This is a genomic window from Streptomyces sp. NPDC041068 (assembly GCF_040647455.1).
Taxonomy (GTDB): domain Bacteria; phylum Actinomycetota; class Actinomycetes; order Streptomycetales; family Streptomycetaceae; genus Streptomyces.
The window spans coordinates 75,589-95,860 of record NZ_JBEZCG010000020.1 but is presented as its reverse complement, the minus strand read 5'-3'; the positions used below and the strand labels follow the sequence as shown (position 1 = coordinate 95,860).

General features: G+C 70.9%; 15 protein-coding genes. 4 read left to right on the top strand and 11 right to left on the bottom strand.

The genetic code is table 11. From position 1 onward, the window contains the following. Positions 1–74 precede the first annotated feature (74 nt). Entirely contained in the window at positions 75–305 is a 231-nt protein-coding gene (locus AB0B50_RS36645; RefSeq protein ID WP_362340157.1) for a hypothetical protein, read from the top strand. 184 nt (positions 306–489) lie between these two features. Here the strand turns inward: AB0B50_RS36645 and AB0B50_RS36640 are convergent, their stop codons facing one another. The 7 genes from AB0B50_RS36640 to AB0B50_RS36610 all read right to left on the bottom strand — a co-directional run bounded on the left by AB0B50_RS36640 (position 490) and on the right by AB0B50_RS36610 (position 11,211). Next, positions 490–1,320: a serine protease gene (locus AB0B50_RS36640; protein ID WP_362340156.1), complete on the bottom strand. Its 831-nt coding sequence runs from the start codon at positions 1,318–1,320 to the stop codon at positions 490–492. A gap of 142 nt (positions 1,321–1,462) precedes the next feature. Next, positions 1,463–3,007 (bottom strand): RNA polymerase sigma factor, encoded by a 1,545-nt coding sequence (locus AB0B50_RS36635; protein WP_362340155.1) that lies wholly within the window; start codon positions 3,005–3,007, stop codon positions 1,463–1,465. 414 nt (positions 3,008–3,421) lie between these two features. Further along, positions 3,422–4,309: an FCD domain-containing protein gene (locus tag AB0B50_RS36630; protein WP_362340154.1), complete on the bottom strand. Its 888-nt coding sequence runs from the start codon at positions 4,307–4,309 to the stop codon at positions 3,422–3,424. Positions 4,310–4,471: 162 nt separating this feature from the next. Then, positions 4,472–6,421: an ATP-binding cassette domain-containing protein gene (locus AB0B50_RS36625; protein WP_362340153.1), complete on the bottom strand. Its 1,950-nt coding sequence runs from the start codon at positions 6,419–6,421 to the stop codon at positions 4,472–4,474. 189 nt (positions 6,422–6,610) lie between these two features. After that, positions 6,611–7,372 carry an NUDIX hydrolase gene (locus AB0B50_RS36620; protein ID WP_362340152.1) on the bottom strand — a complete coding sequence of 254 codons (762 nt, stop codon included), beginning with the start codon at positions 7,370–7,372 and terminating at the stop codon, positions 6,611–6,613. 119 nt (positions 7,373–7,491) lie between these two features. Then, positions 7,492–9,408, bottom strand: a complete 1,917-nt coding sequence (locus AB0B50_RS36615) for a glycogen debranching N-terminal domain-containing protein (RefSeq protein ID WP_362340227.1) — start codon at positions 9,406–9,408, stop codon at positions 7,492–7,494. A gap of 360 nt (positions 9,409–9,768) precedes the next feature. Further along, positions 9,769–11,211 (bottom strand): DUF4192 domain-containing protein, encoded by a 1,443-nt coding sequence (locus tag AB0B50_RS36610; protein ID WP_362340151.1) that lies wholly within the window; start codon positions 11,209–11,211, stop codon positions 9,769–9,771. Between the two features lie 133 nt (positions 11,212–11,344). Here AB0B50_RS36610 and AB0B50_RS36605 point away from each other — a divergent pair, with 133 nt between their 5' ends. Both AB0B50_RS36605 and AB0B50_RS36600 read left to right on the top strand, forming a co-directional pair. Then, positions 11,345–13,534: a RecQ family ATP-dependent DNA helicase gene (locus AB0B50_RS36605; protein ID WP_362340150.1), complete on the top strand. Its 2,190-nt coding sequence runs from the start codon at positions 11,345–11,347 to the stop codon at positions 13,532–13,534. 216 nt (positions 13,535–13,750) lie between these two features. Next, complete coding sequence (locus AB0B50_RS36600; RefSeq protein WP_362340149.1) at positions 13,751–14,389, top strand: hypothetical protein; 639 nt, start codon at positions 13,751–13,753, stop codon at positions 14,387–14,389. A 253-nt stretch (positions 14,390–14,642) separates the two neighbouring features. On the opposite strand, the gene AB0B50_RS36595 is transcribed toward AB0B50_RS36600, so the two are convergent. The 3 genes from AB0B50_RS36595 to AB0B50_RS36585 all read right to left on the bottom strand — a co-directional run bounded on the left by AB0B50_RS36595 (position 14,643) and on the right by AB0B50_RS36585 (position 16,796). Further along, positions 14,643–15,305 carry a hypothetical protein gene (locus AB0B50_RS36595; RefSeq protein ID WP_362340148.1) on the bottom strand — a complete coding sequence of 221 codons (663 nt, stop codon included), beginning with the start codon at positions 15,303–15,305 and terminating at the stop codon, positions 14,643–14,645. A 79-nt stretch (positions 15,306–15,384) separates the two neighbouring features. After that, a complete protein-coding gene (locus AB0B50_RS36590; RefSeq protein WP_362340147.1) occupies positions 15,385–16,086 on the bottom strand; it encodes a ribonuclease HII in 702 nt (233 codons plus the stop codon). A 95-nt stretch (positions 16,087–16,181) separates the two neighbouring features. Then, positions 16,182–16,796, bottom strand: coding sequence for a TetR/AcrR family transcriptional regulator (locus AB0B50_RS36585; protein WP_362340146.1), 615 nt, complete (start codon positions 16,794–16,796; stop codon positions 16,182–16,184). Positions 16,797–16,936: 140 nt separating this feature from the next. Between AB0B50_RS36585 and AB0B50_RS36580 the strand changes: the two genes are divergently transcribed. After that, positions 16,937–18,496: an MFS transporter gene (locus tag AB0B50_RS36580; protein WP_362340145.1), complete on the top strand. Its 1,560-nt coding sequence runs from the start codon at positions 16,937–16,939 to the stop codon at positions 18,494–18,496. 17 nt (positions 18,497–18,513) lie between these two features. Here the strand turns inward: AB0B50_RS36580 and AB0B50_RS36575 are convergent, their stop codons facing one another. Next, the gene (locus AB0B50_RS36575; protein ID WP_362340226.1) at positions 18,514–19,977 is read right to left on the bottom strand and encodes a DUF4173 domain-containing protein; all 1,464 of its coding nucleotides are present in this window, start codon (positions 19,975–19,977) and stop codon (positions 18,514–18,516) included. Between the last annotated feature and the right edge of the window lie 295 nt (positions 19,978–20,272).

The following is a 20,272-nucleotide window of genomic DNA, read 5'->3' as shown; positions in this document are numbered from 1 at the left end:
CGAGCGGGAACGTTTTCGGCCTGGTTGGATGTTGACCCTGGTACGACAGCTCGTCGAGCTAGAGAAGAGGCGACGTGACTACTGTTCTGACCCCCGCGAGCCCCCTGACGGCCGCTGATCGCTGCGACCGCTGCGGCGCCCAGGCATACCTGCGCGTCGTCCTGTTGAGCGGCGGTGAACTGCTCTTCTGCGCCCATCACGGCCGCAAGTTCGAGCCGGAACTCAAGAAGATCGCCGCTGAGATACAGGACGAGACGGAGCGGCTGACGGCCGTCCCCGAGAGCGCCACCGATGAGGAACGCTGACACCTCGCATCCACGACGAGCCAGCTCCGGCGCACCAGGCCGGTGAACGGGCGGCGGCCCCTGCCAACAGCAGGGGCCGCCGCCCGCTCTCGTCACAGGGGCCTCTGAGGCCCTTCTGAGCCGTCCTGAGCCTGCCGCCCGGCCGCCCCCGGGCGAGTGCGCGCCTCAGCGGCAGACACGCATCTCAGTTGTAGACACGCATCACTCTGGCAACATCCGAGATCCGCGTGTAGACACCCGGGCTCCCGGCGCGTCCGCAGCCGCTCCCCCAGGACACGAGCCCGATGAGCCGCCCGCGCGCGACCAGCGGCCCTCCGCTGTCCCCCTGGCAGGCGTCCCGCCGACCGTCCATCTCACCGGCACAGACCATGGTCTCGGCCGTGTACCGCCCGTCGGCACTGCCCGGATACGACTCCTCGCACACGGCATCGGGCAGCACCTGCACGCGCGCCGAGCGCAGTGTGCGTGCGTAGTCGCCCGCCCCCGTGGTGTCCCCCCAGCCGTACACGGCAGCGCCCGCACCCGCTTCGTACGCGGGATCGCCCGGCCCCGCCATGGGGATCGCGTACCCCTCGGGGAGCGGCTCGGCCAGCGTCAGGGCCGCCACGTCTCCGGAGTTCGTGTAGCTGTCGTACTCCGGATTGATCCAGACCCCGCTGACCGGGATCTCGCCGCCGTCCGCCGCCCGCAGGTCTCCGCGGCCGGCGATGACCTTCAGGTCCGACACCTCACTCAGCGGCACCCCGAGCACGTCCTCGCTCATGCAGTGGGCCGCCGTCAGGACCGTAGAGCGCCCGACCACCACGCCGCCGCAGAACTGTCCCGCGCGTGTACCCCCGAACCGGTCACGACTCGAGAGGGCCACCGCCCATGGACTGTCGGACGCCTGCGCCGGGCTGCCCCCGATGACGACGCTGTCGGCCGCCGCGGGTGCCGGGGAAGCCAGCGGCAGGGCGGCGGCAGCGGCCGCCAGAGCCAGTGCCCCCGTCCATGCTCGGGCGAAGGGACGACGCATGCGATCTCCTCACTCTGGGTTGCCATGGCATACCCAGAGTCATCCAGTGCCGCACACCGCGCACCCGCGCACGCGGAAGGCCCGAAGTCGCGTACTGCGAACTCCGGGCCTTCCGAGGGTGTGCTCTGACGGCTGTCGACGCCTAGTCGAGGTAGTCGCGCAGGACCTGCGAGCGCGACGGGTGACGCAGCTTCGACATCGTCTTCGACTCGATCTGACGGATGCGCTCACGCGTCACTCCGTAGACCTTGCCGATCTCGTCGAGGGTCTTGGGCTGGCCGTCCGTGAGACCGAAGCGCATGGAGACCACGCCCGCCTCACGCTCGGACAGGGTGTCCAGGACCGAGTGCAGCTGCTCCTGCAGGAGCGTGAAGCTGACCGCGTCGGCCGGCACGACTGCTTCGGAGTCCTCGATGAGGTCACCGAACTCGCTGTCGCCGTCCTCACCCAGGGGGGTGTGGAGGGAGATCGGCTCACGGCCGTACTTCTGGACCTCGATGACCTTCTCCGGGGTCATGTCGAGTTCCTTGGCCAGCTCCTCCGGGGTGGGCTCGCGGCCCAGGTCCTGGAGCATCTGGCGCTGGACACGGGCCAGCTTGTTGATGACCTCGACCATGTGCACCGGGATACGGATGGTGCGGGCCTGGTCGGCCATGGCGCGGGTGATCGCCTGACGGATCCACCAGGTGGCGTACGTGGAGAACTTGTAGCCCTTGGTGTAGTCGAACTTCTCGACCGCGCGGATCAGACCGAGGTTGCCCTCCTGGATGAGGTCCAGGAAGAGCATGCCGCGGCCGGTGTAGCGCTTGGCCAGGGAGACCACCAGACGGAGGTTGGCCTCCAGGAGGTGGTTCTTGGCGCGGCGGCCGTCCTCGGCGATGATCTCCAGCTCGCGCTTGAGCTTCGGCGCGAGCTTGTCGGCGTTGGCCAGCTTGTCCTCGGCGAACAGACCGGCCTCGATGCGCTTGGCGAGCTCGACCTCCTGCTCGGCGTTGAGCAGCGGGACCTTGCCGATCTGCTTGAGGTAGTCCTTGACCGGGTCGGCGGTGGCACCGGCGGCGGCGACCTGCTGGGCCGGCGCGTCGTCCTCGTCCTCGTCGGAGAGTACGAAGCCCTGGGCGCCCTCCTCGGCCGGCTCGCCCTCGCCGGGCTTGCCGGTGGCGGGTGCCTCCTCGGTGGCCTCGTCGTCGAGGAGCTCGTCGGCGTCCTTCTTGGAAGTGGCCTTCTTTGCCGCCGTCTTCTTGGCGGCGGTCTTCTTCGCGACGGCCTTCTTGGCCGTCGTCTTCTTGGCAGCGACCTTCTTCGCGGGCGCGTCCTCGGCGGAGCCGTCCGCGGTCGGCGCCTCAGTGGCGGCGGTGGCGGTGGGCTTCGCCGTGACGGTCTTGGCCGCGACCGTCCTGGTCGCGGTGCGCTTGGCCGGGCTCTTCGCTGCGACGCTCTTGCGGGGGCGCTTTGGCTCCGCGGCACTGACCATCAGCGTCACACCCTCTTCCTCGAGGATCTGGTTGAGGCTGCGCAGAACGTTCTTCCACTGAGTGGCCGGAATCTGGTCAGCTTCGAAGGCACGACGCACGTCATCGCCGGCGATCTGCCCATCAGCCTTTCCCCGCTCGATGAGCGCCATGACAGAGACGGATTCGGCGATCTCCGGCGGGAGCGTACGGGATGTGCTGGCCGACACGAACAACCTCTCGGAACGTTGGAAAACGGCTTCCGGCCCCGTCCACTGTGGACCGGAGCCGACGACCGGCGGCTGGGGATTGGGCCGACGGCGCGGGCGGGACCGGGGAGCTGTACAGCGCCGCGAACGACGGCTGTATTCCTTCCTCGGCTATCACCTCTTAGGTCATCGCGCTGTTCCTTGGAGCGTTACGCCCAATCTACGTGGCCCGAGTCACACCCCGTAAGTGCTCAAAAGCATCCAGATACGGTCACAAGCGACCTATACGCATGCACGAATGATCCCCCGATACCCGACGAAGCAACCCTCACCCTGTGTCGCCGGACCCACGGAACTCCCGCGGAGCCCGTGGCGGCCGGCGACACAGGGTGACGAGGTGCGATGACCGAGCGCACACCGACGGCGTCGGCGCGGCCGCGGTCAGTGCTCGCGCGGGGCGGGCACGACGCGCTCCACCTCCGGGTGGACGGTGAGCAGCTGCCGCATGGCGGCCTCGGCGCCGGCGCCGTCGCCCGCCGCGAGGGCGTCGACGATGCGGGAGTGGTGGACGAGGGAGGCCTCGCTGGGGCGGTCGCAGCCGGTGATCGGCCCGCCCGAGACCTGCAGGGCGGCCGAGACGATGCCGGACAGGTGCTCGAGCATGCGGTTGCCCGCGACCTGGATGAGCAGCGAGTGGAACTCCGCGTCGGCACGGGAGAAGGTGATCGAGTCGCCCTGCCCCAGCGCGTGCCCCATGATCTCGACCATGTCGGCGAGGCGCTGCTGCACCTCCTCGCGACCGTGTCCCGCGGCGAGCCGGGCTGCGAGCGGCTCGATCATCCAGCGCAGCTCACCGAGTTCGCGCCGCTGGTCGTCGCGCTGCGGCCCGAAGGCCCGCCACTCGATGATGTCCGGGTCGAGCAGGTTCCAGTCGCTGACGGGACGCACGCGCGTGCCGACGTTCGGCCGGGCGCTGACGAGGCCCTTGGCCTCGAGCACGCGCAGGGACTCACGGACGACGGTGCGGGAGACCTCGAAGCGCTGCCCGATCTCCTCGGGGACCAGCGGGCGGTCGGCGCCCAGGTCGCCGGAGACGATCATCTGGCCCAGCTGCTGGACGAGTTGGCCGTGCAGCCCGCGGCCGCGACTTCCGGCGGCGCGCCGGCCCACACGCCCCAGGTCCTGGTCGGCGCCGTCCCATACGGGAGCGACGACGCGCTCGCCACCGGGGGACTCGGCGTAGGGGTATCGGTCGAGGTCGCCCGGGCCTGCGAGACCGGAGTCGGCGGAGCGGGCGGTGGTCATCATGGTGTGCGCAAGGGTACTCACGGATCAGTTGTCGGCGTTGCCTCCAACTCCCTTGAGGTCTTTGGTGAAAAGCACACGAAAGGGTGATCGCTCACCCCGCCGCAATTGACGCCTTATCGGAAAGAAATGGGCGTTGTCCGGGGAGTTGTGCCCAGCCCTGCACCGGAAGGCGCCGGACGGTCGTCAACGGACTCTGCTACGCACGGCTGTGAGCAGATATGCGCAGAGCAGAGCGGTCAGCGACAACATCAGTGCACCGCCCACAGGTTGAGCGATCATGCGCACTCCCGCGGCCAGATATCGCTCGGCCCCGAACGGCCACTGCACCATCGCGAGATCCCGCAGCCGCGCAGGAAGCCCGGCCGCCGATCGCACAGATGGCCCCTCGACGGCTTTCTGTACGAGGGGTACGACGACAATCGGCACCGCGAGAACCGCGGCGAGCCCCGCGGTCGTGGACCGGAAGACGCCTGCGGCCAGTACCCCGGCCCAGGCGCAGCCCACCCCCAGGGCCGTCCAACTCGCGCTCAGCGAGGGCCAGTCGGCGGGAACTCTCGTGAGCTCTTCTCCGTATACAAGGTGGAGCAGCGCGGCGTCGGAGGCCACCGCGAGGACGCCCAGGAGCAGCGCCGTGGCGGCGGCGACGAGCAGCTTGGCGCCGAGCAGGCCGAGACGTCGCGGCACGGTGCCCCGATCCGCGGCGAGGGCGGGGTGGCGGAACTCGTCCCCGAACGCGAGGGCACCGAGCAGCCCGGCGCCCAGAGCAGCGGGCGGCAGCGGCAGTTCGTGGGGCCAGGCCGCGAGGACGCGTGGCTGCGGGGTGTGCCCTGCTCGGGCCAGGAAGAGACTGATCACGGCGGAGGTGGCGAGGACAGCGGCCAGGATGAGATAGCCGGTGCCGACACCCATCAGGCGGCGCAGCTCGTAGCGCAGCGGGCGAAGAGGGCTGCGACTGGGGCGGACGGTGATGGGAGGCGGCAGGGAGGACGCCGATTCCTGCGGGGCGGACGGGGCCGGAGGAGCCTCGCCGGGGTACTGGGCATCGCCTTCGAGCGGGACGGTGTCGTCGGCCTCCAACGGGATCAGGGGAACCAACGGAGGCGGAGCGACCTCGACCTGGTTTTCCGCTTCGCCGTCCGTCTCGGCCAGGGCTCGGACTTCGGCCCGGACTTCGGCCCGGACTTCGGCCGGGCGAGGCTCGGCGGGGACCTCGGATGTGGCCGACTCCGCCGCCTCGGCCTCCCTCTCCCGCCGCGACGGCCCCGCATCGCCGATCTCATCGGCCAGTTGATGCACGAGGATGCCGTGCCGATACGCGGTCTCCCCCACGTCGGCACAGTTGCTGCCGTACACGGAGAGCCTGTTGCCGTCCTCCTTGACCACCTCGATGGAGCGCTGTCCCGCGCGTGCCTCTTTGGTGAGGAACGTGCCGAGGCGGACGGCGTGCGGGCTCCGGACAGCGACGCGGGGACGGAGCCTGGTCCGCGCGAAGTCCGCCGCCTCCTGGTCGGCGACGAGCCGTCCGGCCGCCAGTGTGACGACGCGATCAGCGGTTCGGGCGGCTTCCTTGGGGTCGTCCGTGGTGAACAGGACCGTGCCCCCCTGACTCGCGTGGGCACGCAGAATCCCGTGCAGCCACGCGCTCTCCCTGGCCGAGAGTCCGTCGGCCGGCCCGTCCAGGACGAGCGTGTGCGGGTCGGCGAGCAGCGCGCAGGCAAGGCCCAGACGACGGTCCATGCCGCGCGAGAGGGTGCCGAGGCGCTGGTCGCGGAGGCTGACGAGGCCGACGACCTCAAGGACGTCGTCGGCGCGCTGGACGGGCACTCCGGCGGCCGCGCACAGCATGCGCATATGGCCGCGGACCGAGCGCCCGGGATGCCCTGGGACATCTCCCAGGAGGACGCCCACCTCACGCGACGGATGGGCGATGCGGTGCAGTGGACGGCCTCTGAAGTACGCGATTCCACGGCCCTGTTGAAGTTCGAGCATCAGCCGCAGCGCCGTGGTCTTGCCGGCGGCCTCGGCGCCGAGCAGCGCCGTGACACGGCCGGTGCGTGCCTCGAAGGACACGTCGTCGACGGCGGGCGGGAGCTCCTGGCGGGGATTGCTGGTCAGTCCGATGGCCTGGATCATCGCTTCTCTCGCAGGATGTGCGACCGCTCGGCGGCCGGGATCCGTCCGCCGGATCGGGGACGGACGAACCCCGTGGGTACTGCAGCAAGATAACGCGACATTTCTGCCTTTTCGGGCAGGGCATGGGCCACTGGTGTCCGCCGAGCGACACAGACCGGCAGGAGAGGCAGGTGACAGCGAGCGTGGGCGTCAGACCTCGGGGCGCAGCATCGGCGGGTTGAGGAGGGTCGCCCCGCCCGCACGGAAGAGCTGGGCCGGGCGTCCGCCCTGCCGGGTGGTGGTCCCGCCGGTGGGCACGAGGAAGCCGGGCGTGCCCGTCACCTTGCGATGGAAGTTGCGCGGGTCGAGAACGACGCCCCAGACCGCCTCGTACACCCGTCGCAGCTCACCGACGGTGAACTCCGGCGGGCAGAAGGCCGTGGCGAGGGAGGAGTATTCGATCTTGGACCGGGCGCGTTCGACGCCGTCCGCGAGGATCTGTGCGTGGTCGAAGGCCAGCGGCGCCGCCTGTTCGCCCTCACGGCCGTAGCCCCCTTGCTTGAGCAGGGCCTCGACCGGGGCCCAGCGCGCACTGTGCGCGTCGCCGCCGGCCCGCGGTGCGGGCAGGTCCGGAGCCAGCGCGAGGTGGGCGACGCTGACCACGCGCATGCGTGGATCACGCTTGGGGTCGCCGTAGGTCGCGAGCTGTTCGAGGTGCGCCCCATTGGCCTGGGCGGGAGCGTCGGGGTCATGGGCGCACAGGCCCGTCTCCTCGATCAGTTCGCGCGCCGCCGCTGCCGACAGGTCCTCGTCAGGCCGTACGAATCCCCCGGGCAGCGCCCAACGCCCCTGGAACGGCTGCTCACCCCGCCGCACGGCCAGCGCGCAGAGCGCGTGACGTCGTACGGTCAGCACGACCAGGTCGACAGTGACAGCGAAGGGCGGGAAGGCCGACGGGTCGTAGGGCGACATGCCGCGATCATAGTCGTCTGCCTGACGATAAACATCTCCTTCGCCCATTGCTCCCTGGTCCGGTTCACCGGACACACGGAGCCGCTCCACGGCGTGCCTCCGATCCAGGTCCAGCGGAATCACACCCCCAACTGCAGCCCGTCGGCCGCCTCCTCGACCATGGCGAGACCCAGACGGCTCACGCGTACGGAGAACGGGGCGCCCGCAACGCTGAGCGCGGTCAGCCCCAGCTCCCCGAGCGGAGCGCTGCGGACCGGCCTCAGCGTCACTGTGCCGGTCGGCGCGTCCGGCCTGATCCCGGCGAGCGCCGTGAGGATGTGCACCCCTGCGGCAGCGGCGGTGGCCGCCGGGCGGCAGGCCGCCGGGTGAGGCAGGGGCGCCCCGCCCTCCGTGCGCTGCTCCCCCGCGTACATCTCGGGGAGCCGGTGGCCGAAGGACTCGGCCGCCGAGAGCATGCCTCGCAGCAGCGAGCTCGCCTCCTTCTCGTACCCGGCCGCGGCCAGCCCGGCGACGGCGACCGCCGTCTCATGCACCCGGACCGCACCGCCCCGGTGCCCGAAGGGGTTGTACGCGACCTCCTTCGCACCCAGACTGCGCAGCCCCCAGCCGGAGTCCATGGCGGGCCCACCGAGCAGCCGCGCGAGCTGCTCGGTCTGCACCTTGTCGAGCAGGCCGGGGGCGAGCGCACCCGCCCCGAGCAGGCCGGTGTCCAGCAGGTGGGCCGCACCCCCCGTCAGGTGCGGAACGGGCCGACCGTCGGCCAGGAGGGCCGCTGCGGGCCTGCCACCCGCCCGGTCCTCCACCCAGAACGCCTCCCGGAACGCGGACCGCATCCTCTCCGCCCACTGCCGCAGACCGATCGAGTCCGCGCGACCGTGGGCATCGAGCAGGTCGGCGCCGAGCAGCGCGGCCCGGTGCGCATACGCCTGGACCTCGCAGCGCGCCGGTCCGCCCGGGTGGGCGTCCGTCAGGAACACGCCCTCGTCGGCCGCGGCGCGCAGCCACCGCAGGCACCGCTCCGCCACGGGCAGCAGTTCCTCCACCTCCTGTCCGGAGAGCCCCCAACGCCACGCCTCCGCAAGGAGCACCGGGAAGAGCAGGGTCGCCTCGGTGCCCGTGCATCCCGGCGGCAGGTGCGGCCCCGCATCCCGCAACGGACCCGGAATCATGCCCGACCTCGCTCCAGGACCCGCGAGTTGGCTGCGAGCGAGGGTGCGCAGCGTCCCTGCGGCGAGGCGAGTGCCGAGCGGCAGTGCCATGCGGGCGGCGGCCAGCGCCTCCGCCGGTGCGAGTCCGCAGCGCCACGGGGCGCCCGCTGCCGGGTACATGTCGGTCGGCTGCTCGGAGTCACGCAGCAGCAACGCCTGCAGATCCTCGACGGACCGGTCCAGGAGCGGCTGGACCCTGGGGTCGTCACCGACGGCCCGTGCCTGGGCGACGGAGCGCATCGCACCGTGCCCCGCCGCCCGGACGGGCCCACCGCCTTCGGGGCGCACCCGCAGCTCCACACTGCGCGATGCCCCCGGCGGCAGGTCCACCTCCCAGCGCAGCAAACCCGCGGAAGCCAGGGCGTCCTCGGGTGCGGGGTCGGCGGTGACCACGCAGTGGGCGGTGGCGGAGGACCAGCGCATGCCCGAGTCGTGCACGCTGGCGGGCAGCTCGGGCCCGGCCCTGCCGGACGCGACCACGCCCACCTCGGCCAGGTCCGTACCGAGCGAGACCTCGACGGGCAGCCGCAGGGGACGCACGGCCGCGCTGTGCAGGGTGATCCGCTCCGTGCCGTCCGCGTGCCGGATCCGCTCGACGACGACCTCCGGGTCGGGCCCGCCGTCCGTGGACAATCGGAGCGTCGCCACGAACCGGGCGCTGTCCGCGGACAGCATGCGGGCCTGCACGGCGACCGGCTCGCGCCCCGCCACCCGCACCTCGCAGCGGGACAGGATCCTGCGCCCCGCGCGGTAGAAGCCCTCCAGCCCTCGGCCGGTCAACTGCCCCTGGTCCGTGGAGATCGCGAGGGCGGGCAAGGCGACGCACATCAGCACGGTGTGCGCGGGCGGGAGCTCCACCGGGCGGCGTGACACCGGGCTCGGTGCCGGGCCACCGGGCCGGCTCGCGGGGGCCGGCACGGTCCGCCGGGGCCCCTCTCTGTCGGTTACGGGAGACGGAGCAGGAAGGGTCATGGGGCGGCTTCTTCTGCGTTGTCTGCGCTACGGAAGGTCGGAGGCGGTGCAACGGCGCGACCCGGTTACGGGTACCGCCACTCAGGTGAACGGAACGGCCCGGCTCCAAGTCACGCCTCCACGGCAGGAAGACGACCATGCGGAGCCAACTCCCCAGGTGCGCCACGCCGGACCGCAGCCGTACCGCCCATCCGGGCCAGCGCCGGAGCAACGCGCTCATTGGCCGTTCCTCGCGCTGCGCCGAAGGATGCGGGGGCGGTTCTGCGGCCCCGTGCCCGGACCTCCGGAGGGCCGAGCGCCACCGGAGGAACGAGTACCTCCGGGCCCGCGGGAGCCTCCCCCCGCCGAGCGCGACAGGCGGCGACGGAGCCGCCGGGCAGTACCTTCCGGAGCCTCCCCCGAGGCCTCCCCCGGGGCCGCCCTCAACTGCTCATCGGATTGCGGGTGTTCGTCGCGCTCGGTGCGCAGGCAGCGGCGAATCGACTCCGGGTCCACGCCTTCGTTGCAGGCGTGGTTCAGGAGGCGGGCGAAGGTGTATCCGGGGTCGACCTGGAGCGCCATGTCCAGGGCTTCCTGGCCCTCCGTGATATCGCCGAGAGACCAGGCGACCCAGCCTGCGAGGGACAGGGGCGCCGCCGCGTGCTCGGTGTAGGCACCGACGCAGCGTCGGGCCAGGGCCCGCCAAAGGCGCAGCGCGGGAGGCGCCTCGTCACCTTCCATCCACTCCGCCGCACGATCACGTGTCGTCCGAACCTGGAGCCCGAGAATCAGCGCGGCCGCCTCGTCGTGCGCGATCAGTTCGTCGTCCCTGCTGTCCGCCTCGAGGGTGCCGGAGACGGGAGGTGCGGCCTCGATGCGCGCCATGAGCCGACGGGCCAGGTCAAGCGTCTCGGCGGCGACGCCATGCCCTTCGTCATCCAGAATCCGGGGGACGAGTGCGAGACCGGCGGCGTCGAGCGCGCGCTCCTGCTCCGTCGCCGCGGCGGTCTTCCACGGAGTGAGTCGCGCCCTGATCTCGCTCTGCGTGGCGCCCGCGTGGACACCCATGTAGGTCGCGGCCGCGGCCAGGACCGAGGTACCGGGCCTGAGCAGGGGGATGCCCTCCGGTGGGCAGCATCGGGTGTCCGGACAGCAGTAGGTCCAGAAGCGGCCGTCCGAGATGCACACGACTTCGAACACCGGGACGTCGAGACCGCCGCACGCCGTGCGCAGCACCTGCGCCAGCGGCCGCAGACGCTCCACGACCTGCTGCCCGGACTCCATGCCGACGGGTTCCTGGCAGAGGAAGGCGACGACGCCCTCCGGGCGGGACCCCCTCCTCTCGCAACCACCCACGAGGCACTGGGCCAGCTGCTCCGCCACACACGGCCAGTCCTCAGTGCGGTCGGGGATGCCGAGGCGCACCCGGCCGCCGAATCGGCCCCGTTCGCCGTGCATGGCGATGAGTACGACACTCTCCTCGGGCTTGAAGCCGAGCAAGTACGGCAAGGCGTCCGCCAGTTCGGCCGGGGTACGCAGTGTGACCACGGGCTCGTCGGTCGACACACCGGGACCGATCCGGCCGCTCGGACTGATCGAGGCGCCGGAGCGGGCGACGCCCTCGGCACGGGTCGAGTCGTCGGGGTCGATCGGGCCGGCTGCTTCGCTGTGATTCGTCATGCGCCGACTCTGCCGCGGATCACAAGACTCCGGTTACCCCTGTGGATAACCTCGATCAGGGGCACGCCAAGAGTTATCCACAGCCTCGCGGACTCGTTCGCCTAATGTCCGACCCATCGGGTTGCATGGGGGCATGAGCAACGAAGACCTGCGCACGGCGGCTGATGCCGTACTCGCCCGCCTCGTCGGCGGACCTTCCTCCGCGTCCGGTGAGGCGCCCTCGTCGGACGGCCCCCGGCTGCGCGAGGACCAGTGGCGTGCGATCGAGGCGCTGGTCGCGGACAAGCGCCGAGCCCTCGTCGTGCAGAGAACCGGCTGGGGCAAGTCCGCCGTGTACTTCGTCGCGACCGCGCTCCTGCGTGAGCGGGGCAGCGGGCCGACTGTGATCGTCTCCCCGCTGCTCGCGCTCATGCGCAACCAGGTCGAGTCGGCCGCACGGGCCGGGATCCGCGCCCGAACGATCAACTCCTCCAACACCGAGGAGTGGGAGACGGTCCAGGCCGAGGTGGCCGCGGGTGACGTGGACGTGCTGCTGGTCAGCCCGGAGCGGCTCAACAACCCGGACTTCCGCGACCAGGTGCTGCCCAAGCTCGCCGCGGCCACCGGCCTGCTCGTGGTCGACGAGGCACACTGCATCTCCGACTGGGGCCACGACTTCCGGCCCGATTACCGCCGGCTGCGCACGATGCTCGCCGACCTCCCGCCCGACGTCCCCGTCCTGGCCACCACCGCGACGGCCAACGCGCGAGTGACGGCCGACGTGGCCGAGCAGCTCGGCACTGGAGGCGGCTCGGACGCACTCGTCCTGCGCGGCCCGCTCGACCGGGAGAGCCTGAGCCTGAGCGTGCTCCAACTCCCGAACGCCGCACACCGCTTGGCGTGGCTGGCCGACCACCTGAACGACCTTCCGGGATCCGGGATCATCTACACCCTCACGGTCGCCGCCGCCGAGGAAGTGACCGCCTATCTGCGGCAGTGCGGGCACACCGTCGCCTCGTACACCGGAAAGACCGAGAACGCCGATCGCCAGCAGGCCGAGGAGGATCTCCTCGCCAACCGTGTGAAGGCTCTCGTCGCGACCTCCGCCCTCGGAATGGGCTTCGACAAGCCCGACCTGGGCTTCGTGGTCCACCTCGGCTCCCCGTCCTCGCCGATCGCCTACTACCAGCAGGTGGGGCGCGCCGGCCGCGGAGTCGACCACGCCGAGGTGCTGCTTCTGCCGGGCAAGGAGGACGAGGCCATCTGGAACTACTTCGCCTCGCTCGCCTTCCCGCCCGAGGAGCAGGTGCGGCGCACGCTCGACGTACTGGCCCAGGCCGACAGGCCGCTGTCACTGCCGGCCCTCGAGCCCTTGGTCGAGCTCCGCCGCTCGCGGCTCGAGACGATGCTCAAGGTCCTCGATGTGGACGGTGCGGTCAAGCGGGTCAAGGGCGGCTGGATCTCCACCGGCCAGGCGTGGACGTACGACACCGAGCGCTATGCCTGGGTCGCCAAGCAGCGACAGGCCGAGCAACAGGCGATGCGCGAGTACGCATCGGCGCCCGGCTGCCGCATGGAGTTCCTGCGGCGCCAGTTGGACGACGAGGGCGCGGCTCCGTGCGGACGCTGCGACAACTGCGCGGGCTCGCGGTTCGGCGACGAGGTGTCCTCCGCGGCGCTGGACTCGGCGCGAGGTGAGCTCGGGCGCGCAGGCGTCGATGTGGAGCCCCGGAAGATGTGGCCCACGGGCCTGGCCGCAGTCGGCGTGAACCTCAAGGGACGTATCCCCGCGGGCGAACAGGCCGCTCCGGGACGGGCCTTGGGGCGTCTCTCCGATATCGGCTGGGGAAATCGGCTCCGCCCCATGCTCGCTCCCCAGGCCCCGGACGGACCGGTTCCGGACGACGTGGCCAAGGCCGTGGTGGAAGTACTCGCGGACTGGGCGAAGGGCCCCGGTGGCTGGGCCTCTGGCGCAGGCGACGCGCGGCCGCGCCCCGTCGGCGTGGTGACCATGACGTCGCTGACGCGGCCTCAGCTGATCCAGTCACTGGGTGCGCGGATCGCGGAGATCGGCAGGCTTCCGCTCCTGGGGTCCCTGGAGTACGCCGCCGGAGCCGATGCCGCACGGGTACCGCGGAGCAACAGCGCGCAGCGTCTGCGTGCCCTCGACGGCGCGCTGACGGTGCCTCCCGCGCTGGCGGCCGCGCTCCAGGAAGCGGGCGGACCGGTGTTCCTGGTGGACGACCTGACCGACAGCGGCTGGACCCTCGCCGTGGCCGCGCGCATGCTCCGTCGTGCCGGAGCCGAAGGGGTGTTGCCACTGGTCCTGGCCGTGCAGGGATGACAGAGGCGTCGAGGGCGGCGAGTTGGGCAGGGATATACACGGCGCATCGATCGATACCGGCAATCGGCCTCAACTGCTCGTTGCCGCAGGGGACTACGACGGGAAGAATTGGAACCGCTCCCGCGCGGCTCCCCGTGGTCCGGTAGGGCTGTGTTGCGGTGCGCTCCCCCAGTCCGCCCCCGCCCTCAGCATGGGCGCGTAGCCGAAGGGAGGACCGTGACCTTCGGATTCGCTCCGTCCGCCGCGGCATCGACGTCGGAGTTCTCGACGTCGGCCGAGATGTCCGCCGATTCCGCCCACCGACTGACCCGGATGCTCGAACCCGCGGAGTGGTCAGCCGCGGGGATCCCCCTGCTGCGCAATCCACGCGAGGTCGTGAGCGGCCTGTACTCCCGCCACCGGCCGACCCCGGCGACAGCCGTCGTGGCCGTGCTGGATTCGGACGAACGGCTGCGGGCGAGCGCTTCCTTCAACCGACGCGCGACCGTGACGGACGGCTGGGTGTTCCGCAACGCCCTGCTCACGCAGTTGCGTCGGGTCATCCCGCACGACCTGCGGCGCCGCACCCCTGTGCGCACCGCCGTGCTGCTCTACTGCCGTGACGGAGACGCCCGTTGGACCCAGGAGGACGGAGCCTGGATGTGGGGCCTGCGAGACGCCTGCACCCTGCACGGGCTGCGGTGCGGTGCGTACATCACGCTGACGCGCGACGGCTGGCAGGTGCTCGGTGAGGGACGCGGAGGCCGCAGACCGAGCGCCGGTTCGCAGCCCGAGCCCTTCACCGGGGCCGATCCGCCGATGCCTCGCACCGGAGGCGTCGCATCGGACGTGCTGCGCCGCGCGGCGGCACGCTGACGTTGCCCCCTGCGACGCCGCCCCCTGCTGGTCGCCTGGACGAGGACGCACAACCGCACGTCCTCTGCCCCCCTCACTTCACCGTCACCCGTACGCAATCAGCACGGATCGCCACTCGGCCGAACCGGCCGTGCGTCGCACGGCACACACGCCGTACACCGCACGTCGTACGCCGAACAGCGACACCACACGGCCACGGCCGCGCGGTGCTACCGCACGACCGGCACCGGGCGACGGCTGTCGGACACAGGCGTCAGACGCCGGCGCCCAGCATCGAGTTGATCCGCTGCGGATCACCGCAGACGATCAGCAAGGTCTCCGCGCGGGCCAGAGCCGTCGGCAACGCGGCCACCGCGGTCTCTTCGCTGCCGCCGTTGAGGGCGACGACGACCACGGGCCGAGCCGCGGCACGAGTGAGAGCGGCGGCGTCGGCATAGAAGACGTCGTCGCCCGCATCGTGCTGGGCCCAGTAGGCGGCCTCGCCGAAGGACAGCTCGTGCGTGGCCCACGGGTGCGGATCGCCGGTGGTGATCACCAGGACGTCCCCGGGCGCACGCCCGGAGTCGAGAAGCAGGTCGACGGCCTCCTCGGCCGCGTCCAGCGCACCCTCGACCGAGGCCGGGATCAACTGGATCTGCGGAACCGAAGCAGCGGAGGCACCACCGGCGGGCGCTCCGGAAGCGGAGGGACCGGGAGCGGCCGGGGCGGACGGCCCGGGCTTGGCGGCCGCGTCGCGCGGCGTGCGCTGCGCGGGCGGCATGGGCCGGGCGGGACCAGGGCGGCCAGGACGCGGCGGAGCCGCGGGGCGCGGGCCGGGTACGGGGCGGGGGGTCGGCGCGGTGCGGCCACTGGCCGGCGTGGCGCGGGGACCCTGGGCACTCTCGTGAATCTGAGGCTCCTCGGGAATGAGAGGCATGAAGTGTTGTCTATCAAACGCCGATGCGACTCGCGTCGGCGGGTGGCACATGAGTGCGACCGGAAGGGCCGGAAAAGCGTCAGAACTCAAAGCCGAGCTGACCCTCGATTTCCGGAACTTTTCCGTCCGCCCAGCTGCGGGCCTTCTTGAGGTGCCGCCACTGGGGCAACGCATCAAGATACGCCCACGAAAGCCGGTGGTACGGGGTGGGCCCCCGCTCCTCCAGCGCGGCCTTGTGAACCGGCGACGGATAACCGGCGTTGGCCGCAAAACCGAAGTCTGCATGTTCGATGCCCAGTTCGGCCATCATTTTGTCGCGCCGGACTTTGGCGATCACCGAAGCCGCGGCGACGGCCACGCAGGACCGGTCCCCCTTGATCACCGTACGAACCCGCCAAGGGGCCCCGAGGTAGTCGTGCTTCCCGTCGAGGATGACCGCGTCCGGACGGACCGGCAGCCCCTCCAGGGCGCGCACCGCGGCGAGCCGCAGCGCTGCCGTCATCCCCAGTTCGTCGATCTCCTCGTGCGAGGCGTGGCCGAGGGCGTGTGCCGTGACCCAGCTCTCCAGCTCCTCCGCGAGCGCGTCGCGCCGCTTGGGGCTGATCAGCTTGGAGTCGGTGAGCCCTTCGGGCGGCCGGCGCAGTCCCGTGACCGCCGCACAGACGGTGACCGGGCCCGCCCACGCGCCGCGCCCGACTTCGTCGACACCGGCGACGATCTTCGCTCCGGTGGTGGCGCGCAAGGAGCGCTCGACGGTGTGGGTGGGTGCTTCGTACGGCATGGCGCCAGACAGCGTACGCCGCCGAAGGCCGCCCGCGACACCCAGGCTTGCCGAGTCACCCCCGGACTCTTTCCGAGCACGTGGGCGCACGGCCCTCAGCGACGCAGCAGCGGAACCATCACCTGGTCGATCAAGGCCTCGAATTCCACGTCCTGCCATTCGCTGCCGCACACCTTCGAGCGATACATGAGCATGGCCGGAATGACGTCACACACATAGTCGTCCGTCCCTCCGGCACGCACCTCTCCGCGCTCGATTCCACGGCGCACGACCTCTTTGATCAGCTTCACGCTCGGCTCGACGACTCCTTCAAAGATCACGTCATGGAAGCGCTCGGCCGTTGCCGTGTCGCACTCGTGAAGCACCGAGCGCAGAGCGAATCCGGAACGCGAGAACATCGCCTCCCGCATCTGTCCACACAACTGGAGCAGGTCCTCCCGGACGCTGCCGAGGTCGGGAGCGCTCACGAGCTGCGGCAGCCCGACCCGCAGCGCGTCCACGACGAGGTCCTCCTTGGACGGCCAGCGGCGGTACACGGCGGCCTTGCCGGTCTGCGCGCCGGCGGCCACGCCCTCCATGGTCAGGCCGCTCCAGCCGACCGTGCTGAGTTGCTCGAGCGCGGCATCGAGGATCGCCCGCTCCAGCACAGGACCTCGACGCCGCGGGGAAGCCGCTCGAGCGGGAGCGGCCGTCCAGCGCGAAGTAACCATCATTTTCTCTCCGTTGAGCGAGCAAGGAAAGCAGCAAAGACAAGGAAGCTTCAGTGAACGCTTGCGTTCACTGAAGCCGAGTCACTACCGTAGTCGGTAACAGTGAACGGTTGCGTTCACTAGGCCACTTGCGGGGGATCATGACGAGCACCTCTCGACTGACGCAAGATCAAAAGCCCGGGGCCGCCCGCCGGGAGGGACATCCCGGCATGGCCCTCACCGTCATCGCGGCCTGCCAACTCATGGTGGTCCTGGACGCGACGATTGTGAACATCGCGCTGCCCCACATCCAGGGAGCGCTCAACTTCTCCACGACAGACCTCACTTGGGTCGTCAGCGCGTACACCCTCACCTTCGGCGGCATGCTGCTGCTCGGTGGCCGGGCCGGGGACATCCTGGGACGTCGCCGCGTCTTCATGGCCGGCATCCTCCTCTTCACACTCGCCTCGCTCCTCGGCGGATTCGCCCAGGAGCCCTGGCAGTTGCTGGCCGCGCGCGCCCTCCAGGGCGTCGGCGGCGCCATCGCGTCACCCACATCGCTGGCGCTCATCACGACGACCTTCCCCGAAGGTCCCGAGCGGAACCGCGCGTTCGGCGTGTTCGCCGCGGTCTCGGCGGGCGGTGGCGCAATAGGTCTGCTGGCGGGCGGCATGCTCACCGAGTGGCTCGACTGGCGCTGGGTCCTGTTCGTGAACGTACCCATCGGCATCCTGATCGCCGTTCTCACTCCGCTCTACATCAGCGAATCCCAGCGCCACCCCGGCCGCTTCGACTTCCTGGGGGCGCTGACCTCGACGGCCGGCATGGCCGCCCTGGTCTACGGATTCATCCGCGCGTCCGAGGAAGGCTGGCGCGACAGCCTCACCCTGGCGTCGTTCGGTACGGCGATCGTCCTGCTCCTGACCTTCGTGACGGTCGAGAACCGAGCGAAGGAACCGATCACTCCGCTCCGCATGTTCGCCGACCGCAACCGCTCGGGCACGTACGTGATCATGCTCAGCCTGGCCGCCGCGATGTTCGGGATGTTCTTCTTCATCGTGCTCTTCGTTCAGAACGTCCTGAACTACACCCCGATCGAAGCAGGCCTGGCCTTCCTGCCGGTCACCGTCGTGATCGCGATCGGCGCGGGTCTGTCGCAGAAGTTCCTTCCGGTGCTCGGTCCCAAGCCGTTCATGGTGACGGGTTCGGCCATCGTCGCCCTGGGCCTCGGCTGGCAGTCCCTGCTCGGACCGGACAGTTCGTACGTAAGTGGAGTGCTCGGCCCCATGCTGCTGTTCGGCTTCGGCATGGGCCTGAACTTCGTGACGCTGACGCTGACCGCCGTCTCCGGAGTGGCCCCCCACGAAGCGGGCGCGGCATCCGGACTGCTCAACGCCACCCAACAAGTGGGCGGCTCGCTCGGCCTCTCCATCCTCACCACTGTCTTCGGCACGGCGAGCCGGGACGAGGGCAAGGAACAGCTGGCCGACTTCATGGCCCATGCCACACCGGAGCAGAAGGCCGAGTTCGCCAAGACCCATGAGCTCCCCGCGCCGTGGAGCCACGAGGTGCTGGCCGAGGGCATTTCGACCGCCTTCATACCGGCGGTGGCCATGGCTCTCGTCGCCCTGGCCACCGCCGTGCTCGTGATCCGCGTACGCAAGAGCGACCTGGACGCCCTCTCCGGCACTGCGAGTGCTGCGGGGCCAGCGGGCGGCTGACCGGGCAGAGAGGGGCCTCAGCGGTACGAGGAGTACGAGGTGTCCACGCTCCCCGTGCCGCACACCCCCGGAGCCACCGACGGCGGCCGTGCCTCGATGATCCGCCGGGCCCTGGACTCCCCGAGGCTCGTCGCGTACCAAGGGCCGCGCTCGGTCCCGAGACCGTCGGCTATGGGCTTGATCGCACAGGAGCGCTGCGGTTCCGGCAGCTTGTCCAGGGCCGGGACCGCATCGGCGGACAGCTGCCGTGTGTAGTCGAAGTCGAACTTGCCGGTCTCCTCGTAGCGCTGCACATTGCGCTCGGCGATCAGGCCGTCGGGCGACAGCAGACCGAAGGCCAGCACCCCGACTGCCGCACTGGCGGCGACGGCGCGCGGCAGCCACCGGGCGCCCCAGACTCCCGCAGCCATGATCAACAGGATGATCGCGCCGAGCCAGAGCTCAATGCCGACAACCGAGATCCGCAGCCTGGTCAGGCCGTACGCCTCCACGTACATGTCCATGCGGCGCACCGCCGACGCCACTACGACGAGCGTCAGCGCGCACAGCGTGCCGAGCACCGCACGCACCAGCCTGCGGTCCCGAGGGTCGTCGCGAGGGGCCCAGCGCAATGCGAACACGATGACGAGGAGCGTGAGGAGGGTGGCGAGGAGCAGCTGCCAGAATCCCTGCCGCGCATAGGCGGCGTACGAGAGTCCGGTCTTGTCGAGGACGCTGTCGTATCCGCCGAAGAGAACGGTGAGTTGGACCGCGTTGAACGCCGCGAACAGCACATTGAGCACGATCAGCGGCAGCGCCCACTCGACCCGCCCGCGTGCACGGCCGCGCTTCACCACGAGCCGGTCCCAGCGCACGGGGGCGGCCGCGGTGTGCGCCGCGGCGAGGGCGCCGACCACCCCGACGATCAGCAGCAGGACGCGCCAGGGGCTTCCGGAGAGGGAGGCATCGGGTATCAACTCGCCGAGCAGGTCGGCGAAGGCTGCGTCGGCACCGGCGAACAGCGCTCCGAAGACCAGGAGCAGTACGACGGCCACGGCCACCGCACGCAGCACGGGCCCGGCACCGCGCGCACCTCCCGCGCGCTCGCGCACTCCGCGCCAGCCCCAGCCGAGCCCTCTGAGGATCGAGTCGAAGATGCCGAGGGGGCTCAGGAGTACGCCGGGCCAGGTCCGGCAACCGTGCAGCGCAAGCGAGGCGAGTGCGACCGAAGAGACGATCGCGAGGAACGACGGCCATCCGGCGTCGCGCAGAGCGGGCACAACGAGCAGAGCAAGCCCGCCGACGGCCCAGGTCAGCGACCAGGGACGAGGACGACGGCCGGCGGTCCGGGCCGCGAAGTACGCGGCGAGCGTGGCCGGGACAGCGACGATCAGCAGGTTCAGCGCCAGACCGTCGCCGAGCAACAGCATGCTCAGAAGTCCGGTGACGAGCACGCAACCCAGCGTCGCTGTCGGGACAGGGCCAGGCGGCCCGGCCCTCAAGTCGTCGAGCAGCGGCGTGCGCTGGGGCGCGGGGTAGTCCCAGGTGGCGTGGGGGCGCGGCGTCCCCCACCCCGTGCTCCCGCGACTCCCGTCGCTCACCGGGGCCGCCTCCTGTGCCTGCCCTGTCGGCCGGCCCGGCACCGGAACGGCGTCGCGTGGCTCAGACACGTCGGTCACCTCAGAGGCATCGGTCACCTCAGAGGCGTTGGGTGCGGCTGCAGCGTCTGGTGCATCAGATGCATCGCGTCTGACCGGTTCCTCGGACACGGGACCCCCTCCCGGCCGGTCCACACGC

Bases quoted from the DNA above. Each gene is read 5' to 3' on its own strand.
- AB0B50_RS36640 (WP_362340156.1), bottom strand. From the start codon at position 1,320: ATGCGTCGTCCCTTCGCCCGAGCATGGACGGGGGCACTGGCTCTGGCG.
- AB0B50_RS36625 (WP_362340153.1), bottom strand. From the start codon at position 6,421: ATGATCCAGGCCATCGGACTGACCAGCAATCCCCGCCAGGAGCTCCCG.
- AB0B50_RS36620 (WP_362340152.1), bottom strand. From the start codon at position 7,372: ATGTCGCCCTACGACCCGTCGGCCTTCCCGCCCTTCGCTGTCACTGTC.
- AB0B50_RS36615 (WP_362340227.1), bottom strand. From the start codon at position 9,408: ATGTGCGTCGCCTTGCCCGCCCTCGCGATCTCCACGGACCAGGGGCAG.
- AB0B50_RS36610 (WP_362340151.1), bottom strand. From the start codon at position 11,211: ATGACGAATCACAGCGAAGCAGCCGGCCCGATCGACCCCGACGACTCG.
- AB0B50_RS36605 (WP_362340150.1), top strand. From the start codon at position 11,345: ATGAGCAACGAAGACCTGCGCACGGCGGCTGATGCCGTACTCGCCCGC.
- AB0B50_RS36595 (WP_362340148.1), bottom strand. From the start codon at position 15,305: ATGCCTCTCATTCCCGAGGAGCCTCAGATTCACGAGAGTGCCCAGGGT.
- AB0B50_RS36590 (WP_362340147.1), bottom strand. From the start codon at position 16,086: ATGCCGTACGAAGCACCCACCCACACCGTCGAGCGCTCCTTGCGCGCC.
- AB0B50_RS36585 (WP_362340146.1), bottom strand. From the start codon at position 16,796: ATGGTTACTTCGCGCTGGACGGCCGCTCCCGCTCGAGCGGCTTCCCCG.
- AB0B50_RS36580 (WP_362340145.1), top strand. From the start codon at position 16,937: ATGACGAGCACCTCTCGACTGACGCAAGATCAAAAGCCCGGGGCCGCC.